23 protein-coding genes are annotated in these 24,850 nt (G+C 51.8%); 16 read left to right on the top strand and 7 right to left on the bottom strand.

Annotated elements, in window-relative coordinates:
- Nucleotides 1-34: 34 nt before the first annotated feature.
- The 5 genes from tssH to kup all read left to right on the top strand — a co-directional run bounded on the left by tssH (nt 35) and on the right by kup (nt 7,381).
- Nucleotides 35-2,605: a type VI secretion system ATPase TssH gene (gene tssH / locus EVX52_RS07260; RefSeq protein ID WP_129953631.1), complete on the top strand. Its 2,571-nt coding sequence runs from the start codon at nt 35-37 to the stop codon at nt 2,603-2,605.
- Nucleotides 2,606-2,625: 20 nt separating this feature from the next.
- Nucleotides 2,626-3,960 carry a VasL domain-containing protein gene (locus EVX52_RS07265; RefSeq protein WP_129990977.1) on the top strand — a complete coding sequence of 445 codons (1,335 nt, stop codon included), beginning with the start codon at nt 2,626-2,628 and terminating at the stop codon, nt 3,958-3,960.
- 159 nt (nt 3,961-4,119) lie between these two features.
- Nucleotides 4,120-4,470 carry a hypothetical protein gene (locus tag EVX52_RS07270; protein ID WP_205952644.1) on the top strand — a complete coding sequence of 117 codons (351 nt, stop codon included), beginning with the start codon at nt 4,120-4,122 and terminating at the stop codon, nt 4,468-4,470.
- A gap of 98 nt (nt 4,471-4,568) precedes the next feature.
- Complete coding sequence (locus EVX52_RS07275) at nt 4,569-5,339, top strand: hypothetical protein (protein ID WP_129990978.1); 771 nt, start codon at nt 4,569-4,571, stop codon at nt 5,337-5,339.
- 167 nt (nt 5,340-5,506) lie between these two features.
- Nucleotides 5,507-7,381, top strand: a complete 1,875-nt coding sequence (gene kup, locus EVX52_RS07280; protein ID WP_129990979.1) for a low affinity potassium transporter Kup — start codon at nt 5,507-5,509, stop codon at nt 7,379-7,381.
- A 45-nt stretch (nt 7,382-7,426) separates the two neighbouring features.
- Here kup and EVX52_RS07285 read toward each other — a convergent pair whose 3' ends face one another.
- Nucleotides 7,427-8,266: a hypothetical protein gene (locus tag EVX52_RS07285; protein ID WP_129953627.1), complete on the bottom strand. Its 840-nt coding sequence runs from the start codon at nt 8,264-8,266 to the stop codon at nt 7,427-7,429.
- 378 nt (nt 8,267-8,644) lie between these two features.
- Here EVX52_RS07285 and EVX52_RS07290 point away from each other — a divergent pair, with 378 nt between their 5' ends.
- Nucleotides 8,645-9,532 carry a serine hydrolase gene (locus EVX52_RS07290; RefSeq protein ID WP_129990980.1) on the top strand — a complete coding sequence of 296 codons (888 nt, stop codon included), beginning with the start codon at nt 8,645-8,647 and terminating at the stop codon, nt 9,530-9,532.
- Nucleotides 9,533-9,546: 14 nt separating this feature from the next.
- On the opposite strand, the gene EVX52_RS07295 is transcribed toward EVX52_RS07290, so the two are convergent.
- Complete coding sequence (locus EVX52_RS07295; RefSeq protein WP_129953625.1) at nt 9,547-9,738, bottom strand: hypothetical protein; 192 nt, start codon at nt 9,736-9,738, stop codon at nt 9,547-9,549.
- Nucleotides 9,739-9,784: 46 nt separating this feature from the next.
- Here EVX52_RS07295 and EVX52_RS07300 point away from each other — a divergent pair, with 46 nt between their 5' ends.
- The 3 genes from EVX52_RS07300 (at nt 9,785) to EVX52_RS07310 (ending at nt 12,972) form a co-directional block, all read left to right on the top strand.
- Nucleotides 9,785-10,783: an ROK family protein gene (locus tag EVX52_RS07300; RefSeq protein WP_129953624.1), complete on the top strand. Its 999-nt coding sequence runs from the start codon at nt 9,785-9,787 to the stop codon at nt 10,781-10,783.
- Between the two features lie 87 nt (nt 10,784-10,870).
- Complete coding sequence (locus tag EVX52_RS07305; RefSeq protein WP_129953623.1) at nt 10,871-12,043, top strand: MFS transporter; 1,173 nt, start codon at nt 10,871-10,873, stop codon at nt 12,041-12,043.
- 116 nt (nt 12,044-12,159) lie between these two features.
- A complete protein-coding gene (locus tag EVX52_RS07310; protein ID WP_129953622.1) occupies nt 12,160-12,972 on the top strand; it encodes a Cof-type HAD-IIB family hydrolase in 813 nt (270 codons plus the stop codon).
- Nucleotides 12,973-13,027: 55 nt separating this feature from the next.
- Here EVX52_RS07310 and EVX52_RS07315 read toward each other — a convergent pair whose 3' ends face one another.
- From EVX52_RS07315 to mntR, 3 genes are all read right to left on the bottom strand, one after another.
- Nucleotides 13,028-13,567, bottom strand: coding sequence for a glycine zipper family protein (locus EVX52_RS07315; protein ID WP_129990981.1), 540 nt, complete (start codon nt 13,565-13,567; stop codon nt 13,028-13,030).
- A gap of 14 nt (nt 13,568-13,581) precedes the next feature.
- On the bottom strand, nt 13,582-13,914 hold the full coding sequence (locus tag EVX52_RS07320; protein ID WP_129953620.1) for a hypothetical protein: 333 nt from the start codon (nt 13,912-13,914) through the stop codon (nt 13,582-13,584).
- A gap of 259 nt (nt 13,915-14,173) precedes the next feature.
- On the bottom strand, nt 14,174-14,617 hold the full coding sequence (gene mntR / locus EVX52_RS07325; RefSeq protein ID WP_129953751.1) for a manganese-binding transcriptional regulator MntR: 444 nt from the start codon (nt 14,615-14,617) through the stop codon (nt 14,174-14,176).
- A gap of 187 nt (nt 14,618-14,804) precedes the next feature.
- Here mntR and EVX52_RS07330 point away from each other — a divergent pair, with 187 nt between their 5' ends.
- The 5 genes from EVX52_RS07330 to EVX52_RS07350 are packed head-to-tail and all read left to right on the top strand — an operon-like array spanning nt 14,805 to nt 18,869.
- Nucleotides 14,805-15,746, top strand: a complete 942-nt coding sequence (locus EVX52_RS07330) for a metal ABC transporter substrate-binding protein (protein ID WP_370278319.1) — start codon at nt 14,805-14,807, stop codon at nt 15,744-15,746.
- The gene (locus EVX52_RS07335; protein ID WP_129990982.1) at nt 15,743-16,522 is read left to right on the top strand and encodes an ATP-binding cassette domain-containing protein; all 780 of its coding nucleotides are present in this window, start codon (nt 15,743-15,745) and stop codon (nt 16,520-16,522) included. The genes EVX52_RS07330 and EVX52_RS07335 overlap by 4 nt, the downstream gene beginning before the upstream one ends.
- The gene (locus EVX52_RS07340) at nt 16,519-17,373 is read left to right on the top strand and encodes a metal ABC transporter permease (RefSeq protein WP_129953618.1); all 855 of its coding nucleotides are present in this window, start codon (nt 16,519-16,521) and stop codon (nt 17,371-17,373) included. The genes EVX52_RS07335 and EVX52_RS07340 overlap by 4 nt, the downstream gene beginning before the upstream one ends.
- A complete protein-coding gene (locus EVX52_RS07345) occupies nt 17,370-18,224 on the top strand; it encodes a metal ABC transporter permease (RefSeq protein ID WP_129953617.1) in 855 nt (284 codons plus the stop codon). Before EVX52_RS07340 ends, EVX52_RS07345 begins: the two co-directional genes overlap by 4 nt.
- Nucleotides 18,225-18,281: 57 nt before the next feature.
- Nucleotides 18,282-18,869 carry a flavin reductase family protein gene (locus tag EVX52_RS07350; RefSeq protein WP_129953616.1) on the top strand — a complete coding sequence of 196 codons (588 nt, stop codon included), beginning with the start codon at nt 18,282-18,284 and terminating at the stop codon, nt 18,867-18,869.
- 126 nt (nt 18,870-18,995) lie between these two features.
- Here the strand turns inward: EVX52_RS07350 and EVX52_RS07355 are convergent, their stop codons facing one another.
- Nucleotides 18,996-19,700, bottom strand: a complete 705-nt coding sequence (locus EVX52_RS07355; RefSeq protein WP_129953615.1) for a GntR family transcriptional regulator — start codon at nt 19,698-19,700, stop codon at nt 18,996-18,998.
- A 307-nt stretch (nt 19,701-20,007) separates the two neighbouring features.
- Between EVX52_RS07355 and EVX52_RS07360 the strand changes: the two genes are divergently transcribed.
- Complete coding sequence (locus tag EVX52_RS07360; RefSeq protein ID WP_129953614.1) at nt 20,008-21,657, top strand: alpha-glucoside-specific PTS transporter subunit IIBC; 1,650 nt, start codon at nt 20,008-20,010, stop codon at nt 21,655-21,657.
- A complete protein-coding gene (locus tag EVX52_RS07365; protein ID WP_129953749.1) occupies nt 21,657-22,979 on the top strand; it encodes a 6-phospho-alpha-glucosidase in 1,323 nt (440 codons plus the stop codon). The genes EVX52_RS07360 and EVX52_RS07365 overlap by 1 nt, the downstream gene beginning before the upstream one ends.
- A gap of 199 nt (nt 22,980-23,178) precedes the next feature.
- Here EVX52_RS07365 and mtr read toward each other — a convergent pair whose 3' ends face one another.
- Nucleotides 23,179-24,423, bottom strand: a complete 1,245-nt coding sequence (gene mtr, locus EVX52_RS07370; RefSeq protein WP_129953613.1) for a tryptophan permease — start codon at nt 24,421-24,423, stop codon at nt 23,179-23,181.
- Between the last annotated feature and the right edge of the window lie 427 nt (nt 24,424-24,850).

Here is a 24,850-nt window from a genome sequence, read left to right on the forward strand (position 1 = left end):
AGGGCACGATTGTAAAAAATAAACGGGATTATTTATGGGTAATTACCTGAAGAAGATTGTTGAGAAAATGAATGTCGAAGCCCGTGAGTGCCTTGACGCTGCGATCAGCCTTGCCGTCAGCCGTACGCATCACGAGGTAGACATTGAGCATTTACTGCTTGCACTGGTGACCCGTAATCCTGCGCTGATTGAGCAACTCTGCCTGGATGCGGGCTTGCGTGGCGATACGCTGATTGATGCGCTGAAAATCAGCCTCAATCATCTGCGTAGCGGCAATACCCGTAGCCCGGTATTGTCAGAATTGCTGGTCGAACATCTGGAGAAGTCCTGGCTGCATGCCAGTGCCTGTTGGCAGCAAACAGAACTGCCGGTACAGGCCTTACTGGGTAGCCTGATTACCAGTGAAAAAGACAATCAGAACCCCCTGTCACCCGCCTTACAACAGGCACTACTGTGTCAGGCTGAACGTGCTGACCGGTTGTTGCATGATGCCTGCAGACCGGAACAGGCCACGAATCATCCTGCTGCACCCCGTCACACCGCTGATTCAGCGGTGATGAAATTCACCCGAAACCTGACTGAAGAGGCGCGTCATTCGGCGCTGGACCCTGCGCTGGGGCGAGAGCAGGAAATTCGTCAATTGATCGACGTGCTGTTACGCCGCCGTCAGAACAATCCTGTGCTGACGGGTGAACCGGGCGTGGGAAAAACAGCTCTGGTTGAAGGACTGGCGCAACGGATTGTGGACGGCACCGTACCGCAAGCGTTGAGGGAAATGGAAATTTTGTCGCTGGATATGGGATTGCTGCAGGCCGGTGCCAGCGTAAAAGGCGAATTTGAAAACCGTCTGCAAACCTTGCTGCGTGAAGTAAAAGAGTACCCGTCTGCGGTTATTCTGTTTATTGATGAGGCGCATACGCTGATTGGCGCTGGCGGTCAGGCAGGGCAAAATGATGCCGCAAACCTGCTTAAACCGGCGCTGGCGCGCGGGGAAATGCGCGTGGTGGCAGCTACCACCTGGGCTGAATACAAAAAATACTTTGAGAAGGATGCCGCGCTGGCGCGTCGTTTTCAGGTGATCAAAGTGGCGGAACCTGATGAAGAGACCGCCACCGCTATGCTGCGGTCGCTGAAACCGGCACTCAGCAAACATCATGGCGTACAGATCCTCGAAAGCGCGCTGGTGGCTGCTGTTCGTCTCTCCAGCCGTTATATTTCTGGCCGCCAGTTGCCGGACAAATCCATAAGCCTGCTGGATACTGCCTGCGCCCGTGTGGCGATTTCTCAGTGCCATGAGCCCAAAGAGATCGAAGATCTCAATGCGATGATCAGCAACATTCACACTGAACGGGAAAGTCTGCTGAAAGAGGGCGATAACCACCCGCGGATAAAATGGCTGGATCAGCGGGAAAGCGAACTGACGCAAAATCTGGAGGCATTGCTGCCGGTCTGGCATCAGCAACAACACATCGTGGCGCAGATTAATCGTATTGAGGATGTGACGCAGATTGCCGCATTGCGCGCACAACTCGCTGAGATGCATAAAGATCAGGCGCTGGTGTATGACTGTGTGGATGCGACCTGTGTCGCAGATGTGATTGCCGGATGGACCGGCATCCCGCTGGGCCGGATGATGGAAAAAGAACAGCAACAACTCGGCGATCTGGTCGCACGTCTGGAGAGCCGGGTGATCGGGCAATCCCATGCATTAGCGGACATTGCGCAGCAAATCCGCATCGGTCGCGCCAATCTTGCGGATCCGGTTAAGCCCACCGGCGTCTTTATGCTGGCCGGGCCTTCCGGCGTCGGCAAAACAGAAACGGCGCTGGCCTTGTCGGAACTGCTTTTCGGCGGTGAACAAAGTTTAATTACCATCAATATGTCTGAATATCAGGAAGCTCATTCAGTGTCTGGCCTGAAAGGTTCCCCGCCCGGGTATGTGGGTTATGGACAGGGCGGAGTGCTGACCGAGGCGGTACGTCGTCGGCCGTACAGTGTAGTCCTGCTCGATGAGGTGGAGAAAGCCCATCCGGATGTGATGGAAATTTTCTATCAGGTATTTGATAAAGGTGTGATGGAAGACGCCGAAGGCCAACTGATCAATTTCCGTAATACCTTGATTATTCTGACCAGTAACCTGGCAAGCGATCGGGTGATGGCTGCCTGCGCTGCCGGAAACAACGATCAGAAAGCACTGACGGCACTCCTGCGGCCTGAATTCGATCAATATTTCCGTCCTGCACTGATGGGACGCCTGCAACTGATCCCTTATCTGCCTGTCGTGGGTGAAACACTGGCAAAAATCATCCGTCTCAAAATCGATAAAGTGTGTAAACGTTTCAGCCGTGCGGGTGAAGGTAACTCCTCCCTGAGCTACAGCGAAAAAGTGGTGGATTTCATCGCCAGCCGTTGCCAGGTCGAGCAAAGCGGGGCCCGCGAAATTGATGCCGTGCTGAACCGGGAGTTGCTGCCACTCCTCACCGACCGTTTACTGGCGGTTGAGAGTAAAGCCGATATCCGCCTGCAACTCGGCGTCAGTAAAGGTCAGCTCACATTGTCCAGACAGCCTGCCGCGAAAAATTCAGTGGCTAAACAACCTGTCTGAACGGCAGGAAGAGGATAATCATGAAAAACAGGGTGAATTTACGCGCGTTAAAAATTAACGGCCATGATCCGCGCCTCAGCAAATCGTTTCTGTTGCTGAGCAGTGAGCTGAGCCATCTGAGCGGAAATCTGCCGGCAAAACTGGACTGGCATCTGCTGGAAGAGCGTTGTTTTCAGCTTTTTCATGAATATGGTTATGATCTGCAAAGCGGCATGTGGTTTTGTCTCATCAGTCTGCGGCTTAAAAGCTGGAAAGGACTGGCGCTGGCGCTCGAACTGCTGTCAACGGCGTTTACTCACAACAGCCAGCGTTGCTGGCCGCCGGTGACTGCCGTTCAACAGCGTCAGCAACTGATCGACTGGTTCAATGCCAATGTGGCGACACATATCTATACGCTGGAGTACGGGCCGGAAAACAGTGGTGAGATGCGTCAGGTAGAGAGAAGCATTGGTGTTTTGTGCAGTCAGTCAAAAAACCTGCAGTCACGCAGCCATGATTCACTCAATAATCTGCATTATTTCCTGCAAGTCCGCTGCCGTTCCGTGCCGTATCCTGTTCCACACAAAGTGGCGAAAATCTTGCCGGTTGCGGAGGAAAATACACCGCAACCCGTCAATGAGAAGAAAGCAACGCAGGCGGTGGCCGACATGATATCCGCTGCCGAACCACCAGAAATACAACTGGCTCCTGAACCGCGTCCGCGTCCGTTATTGTGGGCATCGGGGGGAATGGCGGCGGGTATAGCGGTTTGTGTCGTGGCAGTAGCGCTCTGGTCTTCATCACAAACACTAAGCTTGAGTGAAAAGCTGAGTTTGCCCTTAATGGCGTTACAACATAGTGAACGTCAGTTGAATGATGCCTGGGAGAATGCTCCTGCATCTGACCTGAATGCACAAAAAGAGGCGGTGTTAGCCCATGCCGCACCGGTTCTGTCGTGGATCAGTGAGCAACCCGCAGATATGCTGCTGCGTCAGGGCGAGATATTATCCGACCATCTGGAAAAGGTGTATCCGGATAATGAATACAGCGCGCAATGGCGTCGTACTTTACAGGAAAAAGCAGGTGATATTCCGGCGCTCGATGGTTATGTGCTGGCTAACAAACATCTTGATGAACTTGAAGCCCGGCTGCTGAATGCTGAAAAGAAGCACAGTCAATATATGACTGTGTCGGAGTTGAAAACGGCGGTATATCAAATTCGTCAGGATTTGCAACGCAATGGTACCAGCGCGGAAACACTATTGTGGACGATCGGGCAGGATAAGGAAAATCATCGGGAAGTGAATCCGGCCTTGTTAAAACAATTTACACAAAGAGTTGATGCATTGAATGCGTACCGTTTCGGAGTTAAATAATGGCCTGAGTATTGACATTTTTTTATTTACTTCCCTGCGCATTATTTTTCACGGAAAACAGGTAACAGGTTATTTTTTCCAAGGGTAACTTTATAAGCAATGCCATGCCACTACGCCAGTTAAACCAGAAGTTTGTCTTACAATGCTATCAATAAGGATATGATGATGCATCCAGCTGAAGAAAGATTGAAAACACTTTTACCCTTTATTATTAACAATGCTAAACAGCAGATTTATATTGCTCTCAAGGCACTGGGAAGAAGTAAATTATCAGATGACACCAAAAAAATCTTAAAAGAATTATTGAATGAAGATAGTTCTGCCACAGTGAAAAAACTGATCCGTTCGGTGGATAAGATTAAAAGAAAGATGGCGAATTTATCACCAGAACACTTTGATCTTGCAGAAGAGTTGTATGAGTCCGGAGAAGATACGATCGGGTACGTTAAAGCTACAGCCCTGAACCCCCAGGAAAATCTCATGCTTTACGTATTATTGGTGGGCATATAGTGATTTGATCTGTAGTTTGGTTAAAAATAAAAATTTGGAATATTTCGGATGTTTTCCCTGCTGATCTGGACGGGGTATTAATACCCCGGACGATAGATTTGCTGAATGCTGCTTATCTGTTAGGGAATGATTATATCATCTACGTTACGAATATTATTAATGAGATAAGGTTAAGTTTATTGAAAATATTTAATCAGGTAACGATTATGCGGGACCTTGAAAGTCCTGGTCTTAAAACCAAGGAGAATATGTTTTCATGGGAGGAAAATGCTGAAGTGCATCCGCATCTGAAAGCATGTTATCCTTATGGGATGGGTAAGGATAACAACTTTAATAAATTAGCCGGGTGCTGCTGGCAGGTATATAAAAAATCAAAATTCATCTACGGTCCAATACGTATTGGCAGAGCCAGTGATTTATGGAAACCTGAGATTTTGGCAAAGTATTGTATAGCTAAAGGTGATACTTTATGGGCTAAACATACCCGGGGAAATGTTTTGGTCATGGATAAGTGGGCCGCCACTGTTAATGATGCCTGGGTGTTGGGGGGAATACACAGATATGCTGATTTTCATCTTATGTCTTATCTATCGCCCGGGAATTTGTGGAATTATGAATGCGCTTACCATATCGTAACAGCCAGAGAAATATTAGGGTTGCTCAGTTTCAGCTATGAAATGACCCGGCAATCCAACACCATTATTCTCAAATGCATGAGACGGGATCTTGCTTCGAACGCTGATCTGCGCGCTTATGCATCCCTTATGAAAAAAGAAGCCGCTCTGGGGACCTCATCAATTAATAAGTTATTAACTGAACCTGTGAAAGGTTTATACCGAGATATTATCCAAAACCCCGCACGCAGATAGAGTCCTGGTAGTCTGTAGACATGTAGGCCATGTTTGTAAGTGAATACCTGATATATAAGACAATAATGAATGTAACCGTTTCATATTGGGCCTGAGATCCTCCCGCGAAGCAGCTATACTCTTTTGGTGGGACGACCAACGTCGTCCCCGGAATTGTGAAGCCACTCATGAAGCAAACAAAAAATAAATCATCGCTGCTGACTGTAACAGTGGCTTGTATCGGTGTCGTGTATGGCGATATTGGTACCAGCCCGTTGTATACCCTACGTGAATGCCTGACCGGACAGGCGGGCATTACCATGACACAAAGCTCTCTCTTCGGTTTTTTGTCCTTAATTTTCTGGCTGCTGATGCTGGTGGTTTCCGTCAAATACATCAGTTTTGTGATGCGCGCCGACAATGGCGGTGAGGGCGGGATCCTGACCCTGATGGCACTGGCGATCCGCAATCTCAATCCGCGTTGGATCCCCTTCATTATGTTTATCGGGCTGGTTGGCGGCAGCTTTTTCTATGGTGATGGTGTTATCACGCCCGCCATCTCGGTGCTTTCGGCTATTGAAGGGCTGGAAATCATTGAGCCGTCATTAGACCGCTTTATCATTCCATTTTCCATTGCCGTCCTGACGCTGCTGTTTTTTATTCAGAAAAATGGTACCGGCAGCGTAGGGAAAATTTTCGCTCCGGTGATGGTTATATGGTTTCTCACCCTCGGGGCGCTGGGTATCAGCGGGATCGTGCATAATCCGCAAGTATTGCAGGCGCTCAATCCTTACTGGGCGATGCATTTCTTTGTGGAATTTAAAACAGTCTCTTTTTTCGCGCTCGGTATGGTGGTGCTTTCAGTTACCGGCGGCGAAGCGCTTTATGCAGATATGGGGCATTTTGGTAAGAAACCCATCCGCATCGCCTGGTTTATACTGGTCGGGCCCTCGCTGGTGATGAATTATTTCGGGCAGGGTGCGTTATTACTCAGCGAACCTGAGACCATTAAGAATCCGTTTTTCCTGCTGGCACCTGACTGGGCGCTCGTTCCGCTGTTAGTGCTGGCCACGCTGGCGACCGTTATTGCCTCACAGGCGGTGATTTCGGGGGTGTTCTCCCTGACGCGTCAGGCTGTGCGCATGGGCTATTTGCCTCCTATGCGCATTATTTACACCTCGGATGTGGAGTCCGGTCAGATCTACATTCCGGTTGTCAACTGGCTGCTGTATTTCGCCGTACTGATTGCGATCGTCAGCTTCCGGCATTCCAGCAACCTCGCCTCGGCGTATGGCATTGTAGTCACCGGTACGATGGTGATCACGTCTGTGTTGATCGGCATTGTGATGATCAAAAATTGGGGATGGAAACGTTGGGCAGGTGGCCTGGTGATTATGGCGATGCTGCTGATTGATGTGCCGTTGTTTGCTGCCAACCTGAGCAAACTTTTCTCGGGGGGCTGGCTGCCGGTAACAATTGGTGTGGCTATTCTGGTGATTATGCTGACCTGGAAAACGGAACGTTCGCGGTTGTTGCGCCGCCTGCGCCAGGATCCGGAAGCGCTGGAGGCGCTGATTACCGCACTTGAAAAATCGCCGCCACAACGGGTGCCGGGAACGGCTGTAGTCATGTCGCGCGGGCAATATGAAGTGCCGCTGGTGTTGCTGCACAACCTCAAACACAACAAGATTCTGCATGAGCGCGTGGTGCTGCTGACCATCGTAACGGAAGATGTACCCTATGTGCATAACGTCCAGCGGGTCATTATCGAGCAACTTTCACCGGCATTCTGGCGGGTTATTGCCCGTTATGGCTGGAGGGAGAAGCCGAATGTGACAGATATCCTTTATCGCTGCGGACTGGAAGGGCTTAAAAGCAACATGAATGAAACCTCATTTTTCATGTCGCGTGACACGTTTATTCTTGGTGAACCGCGTCCGTGGTACCTGAAGGCGCGCGGAAAACTGTTCCAGGTATTGCAGCGAAACTCACTACGCGCGCCGGAACATTATCATATTCCGCCAAACCGGGTGATTGAACTGGGTGCGGTAGTGAAATTCTGAGGAAAGTCACCACCGGTGCATCAGGCACCGGCAGTAGAAACCGGGTTAAGCTTGAGGAGTAGAAGTAAGATCAGTGATGACAGGCGTTGCAGAACCCTGCGTCGCTTGTGATGTCTGCGACTGAGTGGTCGGTGTCAGTTCGGTAACTTGCGGCGTTTGGGTTTGCTGAGTTGTCACCGGCGCAGCAGGCGTTGCGGCTTGCGTTTGCTGAGTTGTCACCGGCGCGGCAGGCGTTGCGGCTTGCGTTTGCTGAGTTGTCACCGGCGCGGCAGGCGTTGCGGCTTGCGTTTGCTGAGTTGTCACCGGCGCGGCAGGCGTTGCCGCTTGCGTTTGCTGAGTTGTTACCGGTGCAGCAGGTGTTGCGGCTTGCGTTTGCTGAGGGGTTACCGGCGCAGCAGGCGTTGCGGCTTGCGTCTGTTCTGCTGTGACAGGATCTTCAATTTGTTTCGGCATGCTCGGAACGGGTTCTGCCGGAATCGATTCTGATTTAGGCTTAGGAACCGGTGTTGAGGCACGGACGAGGAAGGTGGGTTTAAGGTTTGCAACAGAATAGGTCACGTGGCTTATCGCATCCCGGGATGTTGCAACGTCGACAGGTGAAATGGTCACGCGGCCAATCAGTGAACGCGCATAACCGCCAACTTTATGTTTACCCTCAGGAAGTTGTACTTCCATGCTCTCACCAATTCCAAGAGCACCGGCATCTTTACCATCAATGGTCACATACAGTTTGGTACCATCATCGGTTTTCGTCGGGATGTGCGTTACGGTCACCCGTGTGGAGCCAAAATCGAAAGCCGGTGCCTGATCGGCGGTTTTCGATTTTGCACATCCTGTCAGGGTTAAAACAGCTGCCACGGCAACCAGGGTGAAACGATAACTCATAATGCGACGTCTTCCTTTAAGGGATTTTTGTGATCTGCGTATCAATATACCCGATCTGCGGTCAGAGATGAATGTGCATGCCGGGAACTCAGAGGAGTCCGTTATCCGTTTTACTGACGAAATCACTGATCATCTCCGCCCAACGCGGTTAACTTCGCCCGCCCTCATCATAACCGGTATGCTGAATTTTGCCCCGCCAGACAGTAAAAGCCATTGGAAAAGACCTTACAGAGGTCACCTGAAGGAGAACTTTCGGTTGAAGCGCTTCGTTGAATTGGGTATTTTCATGTAAATCAAGAGCATAAAATAACAGTTACGCCGAAGGCATTAATTTTCACCGGGTGCCTGCCTGCTTTCTTTCTTGTGATGAGGTTAGTCATGCATAAATTCCATTCTTATTGTATTTCAGCCTCGGGGGAAGAAAGGGGGGAAGGAAATTTTGACGCCCGCTTCCCTTACTGGAGTTTCACCAAAACCGCGATAGCGATTTGCGCACTGAAGCTTTGTGAACGCGGTATCTTGCAACCTGACAGCCCTGTCGACGGTGCAGCGTATACGCTGCGGCAACTGCTTAACCACACAGCCGGATTGCCGGATTACGGCACGCTGAAAGCCTATCACGACGCCGTCGCCGCCGGTGAGCAACCCTGGGATCGTCAAACATTGCTCAGTGCCGCCCTGGCTCAGGGTATGCTGTTTGCACCCGGCGAAGGCTGGTCCTATTCCAATGTAGGTTACATGCTGGTACGTGAGCAGATTGAAGCCGCGTCTGGCCTGGATCTTGCGCAACTTGTCGCAGAGATTATCTCAACACCACTCGGGCTTAACAGCATTTCTCTTGTCACCACACGCGAACAATTTGCCCAACTACACTGTGAGGCTGCCGGAAAGTACCATCCGGGCTGGGTGTATCATGGCTGTCTGGCAGGGAATGTGCGGGACGCCGCCCGATTATTGCACGGCTTATTCACCGGAAAACTCCTCAGCGCCGCATGGCTTGCCGAAATGCGGGTGACATATCCGCTCGGGGGCGCTCTTGAGGGCCGGCCGTGGACGGCATGCGGCTACGCGCTCGGATTGATGAAGGGCGCTATGGGAAAGGCCGGGCGCTCAGCCGGTCACTCCGGCGGCGGCCCGTCGTGTGTCAATGCGGTCTATCATTTCCCCGATCTCAGCGAACCGGTGAGCGGCGCCTGCTTTACTGACGGACATGACGAAGGGGAAGCCGAGACAGAACTCGTCAGACTTGTGCAAAACGTCAGATAAAGTGGGGAGGGTATTCAGACCTGGGGTTCATGACTGTAAATACACAGTTTATTGCCATCGGCATCGCGGAAATACGCGCCATAATAATCCGCATGGTAATGCGGGCGTAAACCCGGTGCCCCTTCGTCCGTTGCGCCATGGGCAATCGCGTATGCATAGATCCGGTCTACAGCCTGACGTGACGTTGCCAGTAAGGCCGCCTCCACTTTGTGCTAAATTACCCTTCATTCTTACCCGTATCCCCGAGGCAATATGTTTACTCCGCTCAACCGTACTACCCGTGAAATGAAGATCAATAATGTGGTGATGGTCACTAATGCATTGAAATCACTGGGCTCGGCGACAAAAGCGGATTTGGCGGTTGCCACCGGACTGAGTATTGCGACATGTGGCGCGGTGCTTAATGAACTGAGTCTGCGTCATGAAGTCATGGCGCTGGAAATGGAGGTTTCACGTGGCGGGCGTCCGGCGCAGCGCTATGCATATAACCCGGATTTCTTTTCCGTACTGAGCCTGTACGCGCAGGGCAGTGATGCGGCAGCGCAGATTATCTGGTCGGTAAATTCAGCCACAGGTGAAAGCCTGGCTCAGGGCGAGGTACGCTTTTTGCCGCTGACGCTGGCAAGGTTTTATCAGCAGATCGAATCCCTGCTGGCAGATTACCCGAATATCAAAGCGCTGGGCGTAGGATTGCCGGGTGTAGTGGTGAAAGGCACCGTTGCAACCTGTGATATCACTGCGTTTGCTGGCGTTGCCATTGAGCAACAGTTGCGTGAGCGGCTTGGTCTGTACGTGCAGGTCGATAATGACATGAACTACACCGCCTGGGGATTTTACCGCAGCAGTTGTGCGGGCGTTACCGCGCCGGTGGCCTACGTTTTTAAACCGGATGTCCCGTGTCTCGGATGTGGAATGGTGATTAATGGCCAGGTATTGCAGGGCGCGAGCCAGTTTGCCGGTGAGGTCTCCAATCTGCCGTTTGAACACATGAACACGCTGCCGGTCGCGGAGGAAATGGCCAAAGTGATTGTGTCACTGACGGCAATTATCAACCCGGCTACCATTGCGCTATCCGGCCCTAAAATCAGCACCGCGCTGATGCCGCAGCTGGCTGAACTTTGCCGGCAGTATATTCCTGTTCAACATATGCCTGAGCTGATTTACCGGCCTTCCATGCGTCAGGATTATCTGCGAGGCATCACTGAACTGACCTTGCATAATTATAATTTGCACGTCGCTTTCGGCGAGTGATCCGCATTGACTTTGTTTTGCAGGCATCTCTATACTGAGTAGTTATTAAAAGACTTTTAATAACTAATTTCTTGCCGGGAGAATCTGATGTCACTGTCATCTGAAATAGAAAGTCTGAACTCGCATGCCGGAAGCCCTGCCCGACGCATCGCTACGCGGGCGATTTTTTTTGTTACCGGTATGGCGATGGGGTTGTGGGCAGCGCTGGTGCCTTATGCGCAACTGCGTACGCATTCCGAAGCGGGTGATCTCGGCTTACTGCTGCTGTGCCTGGGCGCCGGATCACTGTTGTCGATGCTCGGTTCCGGGCGGATTATTGGCCGGTTCGGCTGCCGTGCGGTCATTGTAGCCGCTGTGGTGTTGTATTGCCTGATGTTACCGGTGCTGGCGGTTTTTAGTGATATCTGGCTGCTGGCGCTGAGCCTGTTTATTTTCGGTATGGGTATTGGCCTGGCGGATGTCGCGGTCAATGTGCAGGGAACGCTGGTCGAACAGGCCGCGGATAAACCGCTGATGTCCGGCTTTCACTGCCTGTGGAGCGTCGGCGGGATCGCCGGAGCCGGTGGCGGCGCGTTATTGCTCAGTGCGGGCATCACGCCGCTCGGCAGCACGTTTTTTGCCGTGGCGCTGGTTGTCATCGTGACCGCCTGGTCTTTTCGCGGCATGTTACCGTTTGGTGCGCATGAGGAAGAAGGGGCTGAGGGCAAACCCAAAGCGAGGCCGAATTTTCGTCTCGTGCTGATGGCCGTGATGGCGATGATTTGCTTTATGGCCGAAGGCGCGGTGCTCGACTGGGGCGGCGTGTTTCTGACCCGTGAACGCGGGCTGGCGCTGGAACATGCGGGCTGGGGTTTTGCGGTGTTTGCTGTCGCGATGTCGCTGATGCGCCTGACCGGCGATGTGATTGTCAGCGCATTGGGGCGTAAACGTATACTGGTGGCAGGCGGTATTCTGGGGATCGCAGGTTACCTGATGGTGGTACTGTTACCGGGCTGGATCCTGCCATTATGCGGTTTTGCGCTGGTCGGTATCGGGGCGGCAAATATCGTTCCGGTGCTGATTACGCTCGCCGGTCAGGAGAAAGTGATGCCGGTAAATATGTCTGTGGCGATGGTCGCGACGCTCGGGTATCTCGGCGTGCTGGGCGGGCCGGCGCTGATTGGTTTTATCGCGCATTTATCCAGTCTGTATGTGGCATTTTCAGCCGTGGCGGCTGCGTTCCTTATCATTACGTTCGGCGCATACAAACTGAAATATTGATTATTTTTTAAGACTGAAGATTTAGAACTGAGTGGCAAATTTGCCAGCTGGCGCCTGAACCCCGCCAGCCATCTTTTACTTTGACTGATAAACATCCGACCCTGTAAGGAACTGCAATGCCCGTAAAACTTATTGCCGTAGATATGGATGGCACCTTTCTGAACCCGCAACACGAATATAATAAAACCCGTTTTCGCGAGCAATATCAGCAACTGCTGGCACGCGAAATCAAGTTTGTGGTAGCCAGCGGCAATCAGTATTACCAGCTGAAATCTTTCTTTGATGATATCGATGAACAGATTGCCTACGTGGCGGAAGGCGGGGGGTATGTCGTCGACAAAAAAGAAGAAATTTACTGCGGCAAACTCGAACCTGAACAGGTCGCTGACGTTTTACACTGGATCAGCCGGACACCCGGCATTAACACTATCGTCTGTGGCAGAAATGGCGCGTATGTGCTGAACGGCACCGACGAAGCCTTTATCCGCCGGATGCGTCGTTACTATCACCGTCTGAGCAATGTGAGCGATTATGCCGAAATCAGCGACACAATTTTCAAATTCGCGCTGAGCTATAGGGAGGATGACGTTTATCCGCTGATGGGCGAAATTACCCGCCATTTGGGCAATATTGTTGCACCGGTTACCAGCGGACACGGCTCGGTGGATCTTATCATCAGCGGCAATCACAAAGCCTGCGGCCTGCAAAAAATCCAGAGAATCTATGGCATCCGCGATGAGGAAGTGCTGGCTTTCGGCGACAGCGGTAATGATCTCGAAATGCTCAGCTATTGCGGATTTGGTTTTGCAATGGAAAACGCCTCTGCACCGGCCAAAGCGGCCGCAAAATACACGGCACCATCAAACAGCGAAGAAGGTGTGCTGAAAGTTATCGATGATGTACTTAATGGCCGTGCGCCGTTTGCCTGAACGGCTGGAAAGGGAACAAAAGGCTGCCATGCAGCGGGCAGCCTTTCTGATTAACTTAAGGTACATAATCCGGCGGAACGTCGTTGCTGCCTGTCTGTGCCGGATAGTAGTCCGGTGGCACCTCTGGCTGCGTGTGAGATTGCAAACCATAATCATAGCGGGCATCGACCGGCACTTTATTGCCTTTGGCGTACATACATTGGGTGTACACCGTATCGTACTGGTCCTGCAAATTGCCACTGCTGACGCCTGCGCCGTTACTGCCCATGGCACTGCCGAGCAGTAAACCGCTGCCTGCGCCAACCAGCGCGCCCGCTCCGGCCTGATGAGACGCTGCGCCTAACAGAGCCCCTGCCGCAGCACCCACAACGGTGCCCGCTGCGGCAGTATTGACCGCGTTATTATTAGCCGTTTGCGCGCCGCCGTTAACACTGCTGTAGGCGTCACTCCGGCAGGCCATTTCATCCATACGGAACTGTTGATAATCTTTGCCGGTACCGGGTAACACCATCACACCGGGCCGGGAGGGAGAAGATACGCAGCCTGAAAGCGCTGCAGCCAGGGTAATAACCGCCAGCGGAGTGAACCTGTTCATGAAATTATCACCTGTTAACGCGGTGCGGAATCACCTACAACGACTTTCATCCAGCCGCGCGGGCAGCGCTGCACGTGCGGATAGTAGCCCGCAGGATTCTGGCAGTAATAGGCATAGTCAGGGGTTTTCTCAACATACGTCTGCGGTTGTGCAGGCGTGACGTAGACCACCGGCGGCGGCCCGTAATACACCGGCGGGGGCGGTCCCCAGGGGATACCGACAATAATACGCGGGCCTCCATACCCACCGTGATAATACCCATGCCCGTAGTAGCCGTAGGCAAACGATGCGAAACTGGCAGACATCAGGGTGCCGGCAGTCAACATCAGCAATAAGAGCCTTTTCATAAAAACCTCGAAGCGCAAGGATCGGATGCAGGGAGGGGCATAAATGCCATCACTCCTGAGGATAAAGGTACGCTGAGCTGAGGGAAAAGGTTGGCGGGAGATCAGGGGGATTCTGACAAGGTAACGCCAGCAATTGTGTACAAAAAATTCCTATGGAAAGATTGCTTTACGATTAAACCAGGAGGCGCGGGAATACGGGGAAAAACCACCAGATCCGGTCAAAAAACGAACCTGGCGGCAGATAGGATGTACGGTGAGATCAGATTTTTTTCCCGGCAGTAAAACGTCTGAACGCTTCAAGCGTTTCATCGCTGACGTGATGCTCAACGCCTTCTGCATCGAGGCGGGCGGTTTCGTGGCTGATTCCAAGTGCGATAAAAAATGCCTCTACGACGTTATGACGCTCACGATTTTCTGCTGCCAGCCGCTCACCTTCAGGCGTCAGGAAGGTACCGCGATAGGGCAACTGATGGACCAGTCCGGCATTGGCCAGTCGTTTGAGCGTTTTTGCAACGGTGGGCTGTGAAACCCCCAGACGCGCGGCCAAATCGACCTGACGTGCTTCGCCAAATTCACGAATTAAGTCTGAAATCAGCTCAACGTAATCGTCCATTAATTCCCGGCGATGCGCCTCGCGCACCTGTAAAAAACCCTGAGCGTGTTCTTCCACATCCAGTAATGGATTTATTTTTTTTTCTTTCACTACGCCTGCCTCTTTCTTGCTCAACGGTTTTTACCGCCGCCGCGGACATCACGACAACTCCGGCATTGTAAACCAAGTGCACACATCTACCAATTTCTGAAAACTTTGCCTTGGCTATGGAGTATAGCCTGTGCTATATCTGAATAATAAACCGGCGATTAATGCGCAGAGCGACAGGGGGAATTTCATGGAAAAAGGACAACGCATCTTAAAATTATTCAGCTATTCACCGTTTCGTTTGCGGCTCATGCTGGTTGGTATGATTGTGGCGCTGATTACCGGGAATGTGCAGGCGGCCGGAAAAGATAAAAAGAAGTTTACCGTCGTTACCACCTTCACGGTGATTCAGGATATTGCACAGAATGTTGCCGGTGATGCCGCCACGGTAGAGTCAATCACCAAACCTGGTGCGGAAATCCATGACTATCAGCCAACGCCACGCGACATTGTGAAAACACAGTCTGCGGATCTGATTCTGTGGAACGGCTTTAATCTCGAACGCTGGTTCGGTCGTTTCTTCGCGAATATCAAAAATGTACCTTCGGTGACTGTCACGGACGGTATCGCACCGCTGCCTATTCAGGAAGGGCCGTATGTCGGAAATCCAAACCCTCATGCCTGGATGTCCGCGAAAAATGCACTGATTTATATCGAAAATATCCGCGCAGCGCTGGTGAAATATGACCCGGATAACGCCGCCGTTTATAACCGCAATGCCAAAAATTACGCCGAAAAAATCAGCCTGCTCGATTCACCGCTGCGCGAACGTCTGGCGAAAATCCCGGCCGGTCAGCGCTGGCTGGTGACCAGTGAAGGCGCGTTCAGTTATCTGGCAAAAGATTATGAATTGAACGAGGCTTATCTGTGGCCGATTAACGCCGATGAGCAGGGTACGCCGCAGCAGGTGAAAAAAATCATCGATCTGGTGCGTCAGCAAAATATTCCGGTGGTCTTCAGTGAAAGTACCATCTCGGACAAACCGGCCCGGCAGGTCAGCAAAGAAACGGGAGCCAAATATGGCGGCGTGTTGTATGTCGATTCCCTGTCTGCCGCTGGGGGCCCGGTGCCGACCTACATTGATTTGCTGAAAGTCACGGCAGGCACCATCGCAAAAGGGTTCGGACAATGACTGACGACGCGCTGCATCTTCATGTTGATGATATTTCGGTGACCTACAATAACGGGCATACCGCGATTGAAAATGCCTCGTTCACGCTGCGCGGCGGATCTGTTTGTGCGCTGCTGGGCGTGAATGGTAGCGGTAAATCCACGCTGTTTAAAACCATCATGGGGATTATCCGCCCCACGCACGGACGGGTAACGCTTGATGGTCTCAGTGTGGCTACAGCGCTGAAACAAAACCTGATCGCGTATGTGCCGCAGTCCGAAGACGTGGACTGGAATTTTCCGGTGCTGGTGCGGGATGTGGTGATGATGGGACGCTATGGCAAAATGTCATTTTTGCGTATTCCCTCACAGGAAGATAAAAAACAGGCCGCTTCCGCACTGGCGCGTGTCGGGCTGACGGAACTTGCGCATCGCCAGATTGGCGAACTTTCCGGCGGCCAGAAAAAACGCGTTTTTCTGGCGCGTGCACTGGCGCAACAGGGGCGGGTGATGTTGCTTGATGAGCCCTTTACCGGCGTGGATATCAAAACTGAAAACGCCATCATCGAATTACTGCGACAACTGCGTGAGGAAGGGCATCTGATCCTGGTGTCGACGCATAATATCGCCAGCGTGCCGGATTTCTGCGACCGTGTGGTACTCATTAACCGCACGGTAATGGCTTCCGGTCCTCTGGAAACCACCTTTACTCATCAGAATCTCGAAAATACCTTTGGCGGCGCATTGCGCAATATTGGCTATTTAGTGTCACAGGAACCGGTGAGGCGGGTGGTATGACCGAACTGCTGCTTGAGCCGTTTCAGTATAACTACATGGTAAAAGCTATCTGGGTGAGTGCAGGTGTCGGCGCGGTATGTGCATTTTTATCGGCATATCTGATGCTCAAAGGTTGGTCGCTGATGGGCGATGCACTATCACATTCGGTGGTACCCGGTGTCGCGGGTGCTTATGCGCTGGGCTTTCCCTATGCCATCGGCGCGTTCGGCACCGGCATTCTGGCCGCGCTTTCCATGACTCTGCTGCGCCATTTCACCAAACTGCGGGAAGACGCCATCATCGGTTTCGTGTTCTCCACGTTTTTTGCCCTCGGCCTGTTACTGGTCTCGCTTAACCCGACAGCCGTCAACGTGCAGTCGATTCTGTTCGGCAATATCTTAGGGATTGATGACACCGATATTTTGCAGGTACAGATTATTGTTGGCGTTTCGCTGCTGGTGCTGTGTGTTATCTGGCGCGACTTGCTGGCGGTGTTTTTCGATGAGGCGCATGCTGTTTCTATCGGCCTTTCACCGCTGTGGCTGAAAGTGATTTTCTTCACCCTATTCAGTGCGTGCAGCGTGGCAGCGTTGCAAACCGTCGGTGCGATTTTAGTGATCGCCATGGTGATCACGCCAGGCGCAACGGCCTATCTGCTGTCGGATCGTTTCTCACATCTGCTGATTATTTCTGTATTTATCGGTGCGGTGACCAGTGCCGCCGGGGCATGGCTGAGTTATTTCCTCGATGGCGCCACCGGCGGGGTAATTGTCTGCCTGCAAACGACTGTTTTTTTGCTGGCGTTCTTGTTTGCGCCGAAACACGGCTGGCTGATTAACCATTTTCGTATTAAAAACCGGAGCCGCGCATGATGTCCTGGTTTGATGTGTTGACGGAACCGCTGAGCTTTGATTTTATGCAACGCGCGCTGCTGACGGCTGCGGCCACCAGTATCGTCTGCGCGATATTTTCCTGTTTTCTGGTGCTCAAAGGTTGGTCTCTGATGGGGGATGCCATTTCTCATGCAGTGCTTCCCGGTGTGGTGCTGGCGTATCTTGCAGGAATTCCGCTGGTGTTCGGCGCATTCGGTTCCGGTCTGTTTTGCGCCGTAGCGACGGGTTTTATTAAAGAACATTGTCGGGTAAAAGAAGATTCAGTCATGGGGATTGTCTTTTCCGGCATGTTTGCTGCCGGTCTGGTGCTGTTCTCACGGGTGAATACTGAACAGCATCTCAGCCATATTTTGTTCGGCAATGTGCTGGGTGTAACCGACAGTGAAATGCTGCAAACCCTGATCATCGCCGCTGTCGTCACGCTGGCGATTATTCTCAAATTTAAAGATCTGATGCTGTTTTGCTTTGATCCCGTTCAGGCGAAAGTCATCGGGTTACCGGTGCGTGTTTATCATTACGCGCTGTTGTGTATGCTGGCACTGACCATCGTTGCGGCGTTGCAGGCCGTCGGCGTCGTGCTGGTGGTGGCAATGCTGATCACCCCAGGTATTACGGCGTTTATGCTGTGTAAGACGTTATCAAAAATGCTGATGGTTTCTGTGACAGTGTCACTTATGGCGGCGATCTCAGGCACCTTTATCAGTTTCTATATTGATGCAGCGACCGGCCCGACGATCGTGCTGGCGCAGGCGATGATTTTCCTGCTGGCGCTGTCGGTGAATTTATTGCATAAATCGATAAAACCGCGTCAGGCCGCACCGAATGCATAGTCGCGTTCCGGCAGGTTTGCCATGCTGCACGCCACATTCCTTTTTTGAGAGATTCTGATGACACCTCAATTTGCCCCTGTCGAACTGGAAAAAGCTTACCGCCTGATCAACCACGGTGCGACCGCGCTGGTTTCTGCCCATCATGAGGGTGTGGATAACGTCATGTCTGCCTCCTGGGTATGCGGGCTGGATTTCAAACCGGCGAAACTGATGGTGGTGATCGACAAAATTGCGCGCACACGCGAGCTTATCGAAGAAAGCGGCTATTTTGTGATTCAGGTACCAACCGTCGCGCAGTTGCAGATGACTTACGATCTGGGTAATCGCACATTGAGAACTGATCCGGATAAACTGCAACATTGCGGTACCCGGTTATTCCGCATGGAAGATCACGGCGATTTACCGTTTGTCGCGGGGTGCACCGCGTGGCTGGCCTGCCGGGTAATCCCTGAACCGCACAACCAGCAGGCACATGATTTATTCATCGGCGAGATTGTCGGTGCATGGGCCGATACCCGGGTCTTCAAAGACGGCCACTGGCATTTCGAAGATGCCGGGTCTTCCCTGCGCAGCCTGCATTACATTGCCGGTGGTCAGTTCTACGCCACCGGTGAACCGCTGAACGCGAAGACTGATTTGAAGTAAAAGTTAAAAACTTAAGGATGGGCACGGCGAAGCCGGAGATTTCGAACTGAACGGGCCGGCAGATATTTTTGGTTCTGAGCCGAAAAATGTGGCGATGTTTTATGCCAGCCGTGCCCGTTCTGAGCGCTATTTATTACGCTGCAAATGGTAATCCACATGGTATTCGTTGGCGTTTCTGATCATCACAGAGTAGTTGATGTAATCACCGGTGTCGCTGTAGGACAGCGATGTCAGGCGCAGCAACGGCGTGCCTTCGGCGACGTGTAATAAGGTGGCGACAGTGCTGTCCGCAAGAACCGGGCTGAAGCTTTCGTAATTCCCCGCGATACAGATATGGCATTCATCTTCAATATACGAAAATTTTGAGCCTTCCAGATGTGCCACTGAAAGATTGCTAAATAACCGGCCTGGCATGTAGCTGTCTTCGAGTACCAGCGGTTTTCCCCCGACCGAGCGCAGGCGGCGTGAATAATAAATACGTTCGTCAGTTTTCATCCGCAGCTGGCTGGCGATGGCCGGTGGCGCGCCCATGATCTTAAACTCCAATACCTCACTCACCGTCGGACGACCCAGTTGTTTCATCAGCTCTGAGAAACCCATCAGCCCACGGGTTTCATGCTGGACATCTTTCTGTGCGACGAAGGTTCCGCTGCCATGACAACGACGTACCAGTTTCCATTCGATCAGCAAATCCACCGCTTTTCGCAGTGTCATTCGCGAGACACCCAATTCGGCGGCCAGCTTTTTTTCACTGGGTAATGCGTCGCCGATATTAAAATCGACAGAATTGATGCGAATTCTCAGACGTTCAGCGAGCATTTTGTAGATCACTGGCAGACCTCTTTATCGATGAGTGAATCCTTATAACTGCGTCCGTAAAACCGGTTACTGCCCTGTAAATTCTCGGTTTCTTATGCCCCGGGCTCAGATTGTCCTTGCCCCGTCATTTGGCGTGTCTGGAAATTGCCTCAAAAGTAGACCACTTGATCGGCAGAAAAAGCATGAATGCGATCACGAAATGATTAATCACTCTGCGAAGTTATTTTTCATTATTCCTACTCTCTGATCAGAAAATAAAAACATGTCTGAAAGTGTTCCAATAATAAACTCTGATCCGGAAGTAATATAAGGAATATATATGCTCAGTCAAATTCAACGTTTTGGCGGTGCGATGTTTACACCTGTCTTATTGTTTCCATTCGCAGGAATGGTCGTGGGTATCGCGATTATGCTTCAGAATCCGATGTTCGTCGGCGAAACGCTCACCGCACCGGATAATCTCTTTGCACAAATTATTCATATTATTGAAGAAGGAGGATGGACAGTATTCCGCAACATGCCGCTGATCTTCGCAGCCGGTCTGCCTATCGGGCTGGCGAAACATGCACAAGGCCGCGCCTGCCTGGCGGCACTGGTCAGTTTTATGACCTGGAATTATTTAATTAATGCTATGGGATTAACCTGGGGAAATTATTTCGGTGTTAATTTTAATCTTGAGCCCGGGGGGCAAAGTGGTCTGGCGATGATTGCCGGAATTAAAACCCTTGATACCAGTATTATTGGGGCGATAGTTATTTCCGGGATTGTCACTTCGCTGCACAATCATTTTTTTGATAAACAACTTCCTGTCTTTCTCGGTATTTTTCAGGGCAGTTCATTCGTGGTCATTGTCGGCTTTCTGCTAATGATACCCTGCGCATGGCTGACCCTGCTGGTATGGCCAAAAGTGCAGACAGGTATTCTCTCGATGCAACATTTTATGCTGGTGTCCGGTTCGCTCGGCGTATGGGTTTATACCTTCCTTGAACGTATTCTGATCCCGACCGGCTTGCATCACTTCGTCTACGGTCCGTTTGTTTTCGGTCCGGCAGCGGTCGAGGGTGGGATCCAGGTTTACTGGGCAGAGCATCTGCAGGCATTCAGCCAGAGCACTGAGCCGCTGAAAACGTTATTCCCGCAAGGCGGTTTTGCGCTGCATGGTAACTCTAAAGTTTTTGGCTCGGTGGGTATTGCGATGGCGATCTATGCCACAGCCGCGCCGGAAAATCGCGTCAAGGTCGCGGGGCTGCTGATCCCGGCGGCGCTGACCGCAGTGCTGGTCGGTATTACCGAGCCACTGGAATTCACCTTTCTGTTTATCTCACCGCTGCTGTTTGCCGTTCACGCGCTCCTTGCCGCCACCGTTGCCACGCTGATGTTCATGGCGGGCGTTGTCGGCAATATGGGCGGTGGTCTGCTGGATCAGTTCCTGCCGCAAAACTGGATCCCGATGTATCACAATCATGCCTCGATGATGTTCACCCAGATCGGTATCGGTCTGGTGTTCACCGGTGTCTGGTTCCTGGTGTTCCGCACGCTGATCCTGCGTTTAAACCTGAAAACGCCGGGACGTGAAGACAGCGAAATCAAGCTCTACAGCAAAGCCGATTATCAGGCAAAGAAAAATCCGGCAGGCGAGCCGCCGGTGCCGTCTTCCCTACAAGGCCAGGCTGCAGGTTATCTGCAGGCCCTCGGCGGCAACAGCAACATTCTTGACCTCAACAATTGCGCGACACGGTTGCGTATCACTCTCGAAGATATGGCGCTGACGCAAAGTGATGACATCTTCAAAGCCCTCGGTGCACACGGTGTAGTGCGGCGCGGCAACGCCATTCAGATCATCGTGGGTCTGCACGTTCCGCAGGTGCGGGACCAGATAGAAACGCTGATGAGCCAGGAGGCTCTCGCAAAATCATCCTTATCCGGGGCGCGTTCCCCGACAGAAACATCCATTACGGAGGCAGTATGATGAAGAAATTTTCAGTGGTTGTGGCAGGCGGTGGCAGCACATTTACGCCGGGTATTGTGTTGATGTTATTGCAGCATCAGGAACGCTTCCCGCTGCGGGCCATCAAGTTTTATGACAACGACGGCGCACGTCAGGAGACTATCGCCGAAGCGTGCAAAGTGATCCTCAGGGAGCAGGCTCCGGAGATAGAATTCAGCTATACCACTGACCCGAAAACGGCATTTACCGATGTGGATTTCGTCATGGCACATATCCGGGTCGGTAAATATCCGATGCGTGAAAAGGACGAAAAAATCCCCCTTCGCCATGGTGTTGTGGGGCAGGAAACCTGCGGGCCGGGCGGGATTGCCTATGGTATGCGCTCTATCGGCGGTGTGCTGGAAATCGTCGATTATATGGAGAAATACTCGCCGGACGCGTGGATGCTCAATTATTCGAATCCGGCGGCCATCGTGGCGGAAGCGACGCGCAGATTACGTCCGCACGCTAAGATCCTTAACATTTGCGATATGCCAATCGGCATTGAAGGGCGCATGGCGCAGATTGCAGGGCTTAAATCCCGCAAAGAGATGCGTGTACGTTATTACGGTCTGAATCACTTCGGCTGGTGGACATTGGTTGAAGACGCACATGGCAACGATCTGATGCCTAAAATCCGCGAACATGTGGCAAAATACGGCTATGTGCCCTCTGCCGATGAACCGGGCGTAGAAGCCAGCTGGAATGATACTTTTGCCAAAGCCAAAGATGTCTGGGCGCTGGATCCTTCCACTTTCCCGAATACGTACCTGAAATATTACCTGTTCCCTGATTACGTGGTAGCACATTCCAATCCTGAACACACCCGTGCTAATGAGGTGATGGAGCATCGTGAAAAACACGTGTTCAGCTCTTGTGCCGCCATTACCAAAGCGGGTGAGTCCTCCGCTGGTGAACTTGAAATTGACGAACATGCTTCTTACATCGTTGATCTGGCGACGGCCATCGCCTTCAATACGCAGGAAAGAATGTTGCTGATTGTGCCGAATCAGGGAGCTATCAACAATATTGACCCGGAAGCGATGGTGGAAATTCCGTGCCTGGTCGGCAGCAACGGTCCGGAACCGCTGACGGTCGGTAAAATCCCGTTGTTCCAGCAGGGTCTGATGAGCCAGCAGGTGGCTGTCGAAAAACTGGTGGTTGAAGCGTGGGTTGAAAAATCCTACCTGAAACTGTGGCAGGCGATCACGCTGTCGAAAACCGTGCCAAGTGCGTCCGTAGCCAAAGCCATTCTCGATGATCTGATCGCAGCCAATAAAGACTACTGGCCTGACCTGAAATAGCAGAAGGATTGCTTTAGTGAATGGCGCCACCTTCGGGGAGCGCCATTTTTATTTGCAATTCGCAGTCAAAATGCCGTCAGCACACCCGTATTCAGCCTGACAGACGTTATTTGTCACCACCATTTCACTGCGGAATCCTGATTACTTTAGCGGTTAGCGTGCTGTTCAGGGGCCGGTAAGTCCGCAAATTCAGACCGCCTTAACGATACACCGGCAGCATATTTACACTCGATAATATATGCACCACCGCATTTATCATGCCGAACAGCAGCACGAGCACAATCATTTTATTGCCGCCCCACACGCGGTAGAGCGGGCTGCCGAAACGCTGCCGTGATGCCCGCGCCATCAGGGCCGGAACAATCACTGCCCAGACTGTGGCGGCGAGACCGGCAAAACCAATCGCGTAAATGAAACCATCCGGGTAGATCACGCCGCCAATGACCGGCGGCACAAAGGTGACCAGCGCGGTTTTAAAACGGCCGGTACGGCTGTCGTCGAATTTGAAAAGGTCAGCCAGATAGTCAAATAATCCCAGTGTAACGCCCAGGAATGAACAGGCTACGGCGAAGTTGGAAAAAATCGTCAGCAGCAAATCCAGCCCTGCGCTGTTGAGGATCTGACTCAGCGATTGCACCAGTACATCAATATTGCCACCACGTTCGGTTATATCAGTAAATGCCGGGCGCGGAATGTTACCCATCGTGCCCAGCATCCAGATGACATATAACCCAAGCGCCATCAGCGTGCCCAGCAACAGGCATTTTTTGATGATATGCGGGTTTTTACCGTAATACTTCATCAGACTCGGTACGTTGCCGTGATAGCCAAACGAGGCCAGGCAAAACGGCAGCGTCGCCAGCACATATGGCGCGTAACTTGGGTTCAGCTCAACGCTGTTTAGCAAATTTACCGGTTTGATGTGCCACAGCAGGCTGCCAAATGTCAGGAAGAAAGCAATGATTTTGGCGCCCAGCACAATGGCGGTCATGCGGCTCACCGCACGGGTGCTGATCCAGACAATGAAGGCAACCGCCAGCGCGGTCAGCAGTCCGCCAAGACGGGGCGAAAAGCTCACTGACATCTCCCGCAACGTATGCTGAATCACTGAGCCGCTGGCAGAAATATACGCGTAAGTCAGAATATACAGCACGAAAGCGATAGTGATGCCATTCAGCCGGTTCCAGTTTTTCCCCAGCAAATCGCCGGTGACAGTATGAAAACTCGAACCTGTCGGATAGTTAAGATTCGCTTCGAGGATCATCAGGCCGGAGTGCAGCATACAGAACCAGGTAACAATCAGTGCAGCCACTGACCAGAAAAACCAGGCCCCGGACATCACCACCGGCAAAGAAAACATCCCTGCACCGATGATAGTTCCACCGATAATCATTGCGCCGCCCCATACAGAATGTTGCGGGGTGGTCACGGAAAGCGTCGCCATAGTGCGTATCCTCGCGTGGCTTTTATCACGATTCGTCAAATGAATTGCTGTAAAAGATGTGGTATGAAAAGTGACCGAATATCGCGCATTTGTGCTGCGATTAAGGCCCTGAGCGCAGCAATATAGTGGATTTACAGGGAGAAGTACACTGTTGAACTAGTTTACTGATACAAGGTGGATGATATGGCGGTCAGCATGCCGGGGAGGGCGGTAGATGTTTACACGAGATTATTTAAATTCGACTTTTTGGTTGCATGCCTCATCAAAATCTTTGGTATAGGTCACAGATTGCATTATGTTTTCTTATATGGCACGTCTTAAAAAACCTGTTCGTAAATACAGGGTTGACAGACGATTTTTAGCGAGTAAATTAGAACTCAGCACCAGAGAGAAATGGAATGAAAATTTTATTTCGCGGTGCATTTAG

Origin of the sequence: Rahnella sp. CFA14(1/10) (genome assembly GCF_004195095.1) — a bacterium.
Taxonomy (GTDB): Bacteria; Pseudomonadota; Gammaproteobacteria; order Enterobacterales; family Enterobacteriaceae; genus Rahnella; species Rahnella perminowiae.

Excerpts from the sequence above, each read along its gene's own strand:
- EVX52_RS07315 (WP_129990981.1), bottom strand. The coding sequence starts at position 13,567 with ATGAACAGGTTCACTCCGCTGGCGGTTATTACCCTGGCTGCAGCGCTT.
- kup (WP_129990979.1), top strand. The coding sequence starts at position 5,507 with ATGAAGCAAACAAAAAATAAATCATCGCTGCTGACTGTAACAGTGGCT.
- EVX52_RS07330 (WP_370278319.1), top strand. The coding sequence starts at position 14,805 with ATGGAAAAAGGACAACGCATCTTAAAATTATTCAGCTATTCACCGTTT.
- EVX52_RS07360 (WP_129953614.1), top strand. The coding sequence starts at position 20,008 with ATGCTCAGTCAAATTCAACGTTTTGGCGGTGCGATGTTTACACCTGTC.
- EVX52_RS07285 (WP_129953627.1), bottom strand. The coding sequence starts at position 8,266 with ATGAGTTATCGTTTCACCCTGGTTGCCGTGGCAGCTGTTTTAACCCTG.
- EVX52_RS07310 (WP_129953622.1), top strand. The coding sequence starts at position 12,160 with ATGCCCGTAAAACTTATTGCCGTAGATATGGATGGCACCTTTCTGAAC.
- EVX52_RS07350 (WP_129953616.1), top strand. The coding sequence starts at position 18,282 with ATGACACCTCAATTTGCCCCTGTCGAACTGGAAAAAGCTTACCGCCTG.
- EVX52_RS07270 (WP_205952644.1), top strand. The coding sequence starts at position 4,120 with ATGATGATGCATCCAGCTGAAGAAAGATTGAAAACACTTTTACCCTTT.
- EVX52_RS07365 (WP_129953749.1), top strand. The coding sequence starts at position 21,657 with ATGAAGAAATTTTCAGTGGTTGTGGCAGGCGGTGGCAGCACATTTACG.
- tssH (WP_129953631.1), top strand. The coding sequence starts at position 35 with ATGGGTAATTACCTGAAGAAGATTGTTGAGAAAATGAATGTCGAAGCC.
- EVX52_RS07335 (WP_129990982.1), top strand. The coding sequence starts at position 15,743 with ATGACTGACGACGCGCTGCATCTTCATGTTGATGATATTTCGGTGACC.
- EVX52_RS07290 (WP_129990980.1), top strand. The coding sequence starts at position 8,645 with ATGCATAAATTCCATTCTTATTGTATTTCAGCCTCGGGGGAAGAAAGG.
- EVX52_RS07345 (WP_129953617.1), top strand. The coding sequence starts at position 17,370 with ATGATGTCCTGGTTTGATGTGTTGACGGAACCGCTGAGCTTTGATTTT.
- EVX52_RS07320 (WP_129953620.1), bottom strand. The coding sequence starts at position 13,914 with ATGAAAAGGCTCTTATTGCTGATGTTGACTGCCGGCACCCTGATGTCT.
- EVX52_RS07265 (WP_129990977.1), top strand. The coding sequence starts at position 2,626 with ATGAAAAACAGGGTGAATTTACGCGCGTTAAAAATTAACGGCCATGAT.
- EVX52_RS07300 (WP_129953624.1), top strand. The coding sequence starts at position 9,785 with ATGTTTACTCCGCTCAACCGTACTACCCGTGAAATGAAGATCAATAAT.
- EVX52_RS07340 (WP_129953618.1), top strand. The coding sequence starts at position 16,519 with ATGACCGAACTGCTGCTTGAGCCGTTTCAGTATAACTACATGGTAAAA.
- EVX52_RS07305 (WP_129953623.1), top strand. The coding sequence starts at position 10,871 with ATGTCACTGTCATCTGAAATAGAAAGTCTGAACTCGCATGCCGGAAGC.
- mtr (WP_129953613.1), bottom strand. The coding sequence starts at position 24,423 with ATGGCGACGCTTTCCGTGACCACCCCGCAACATTCTGTATGGGGCGGC.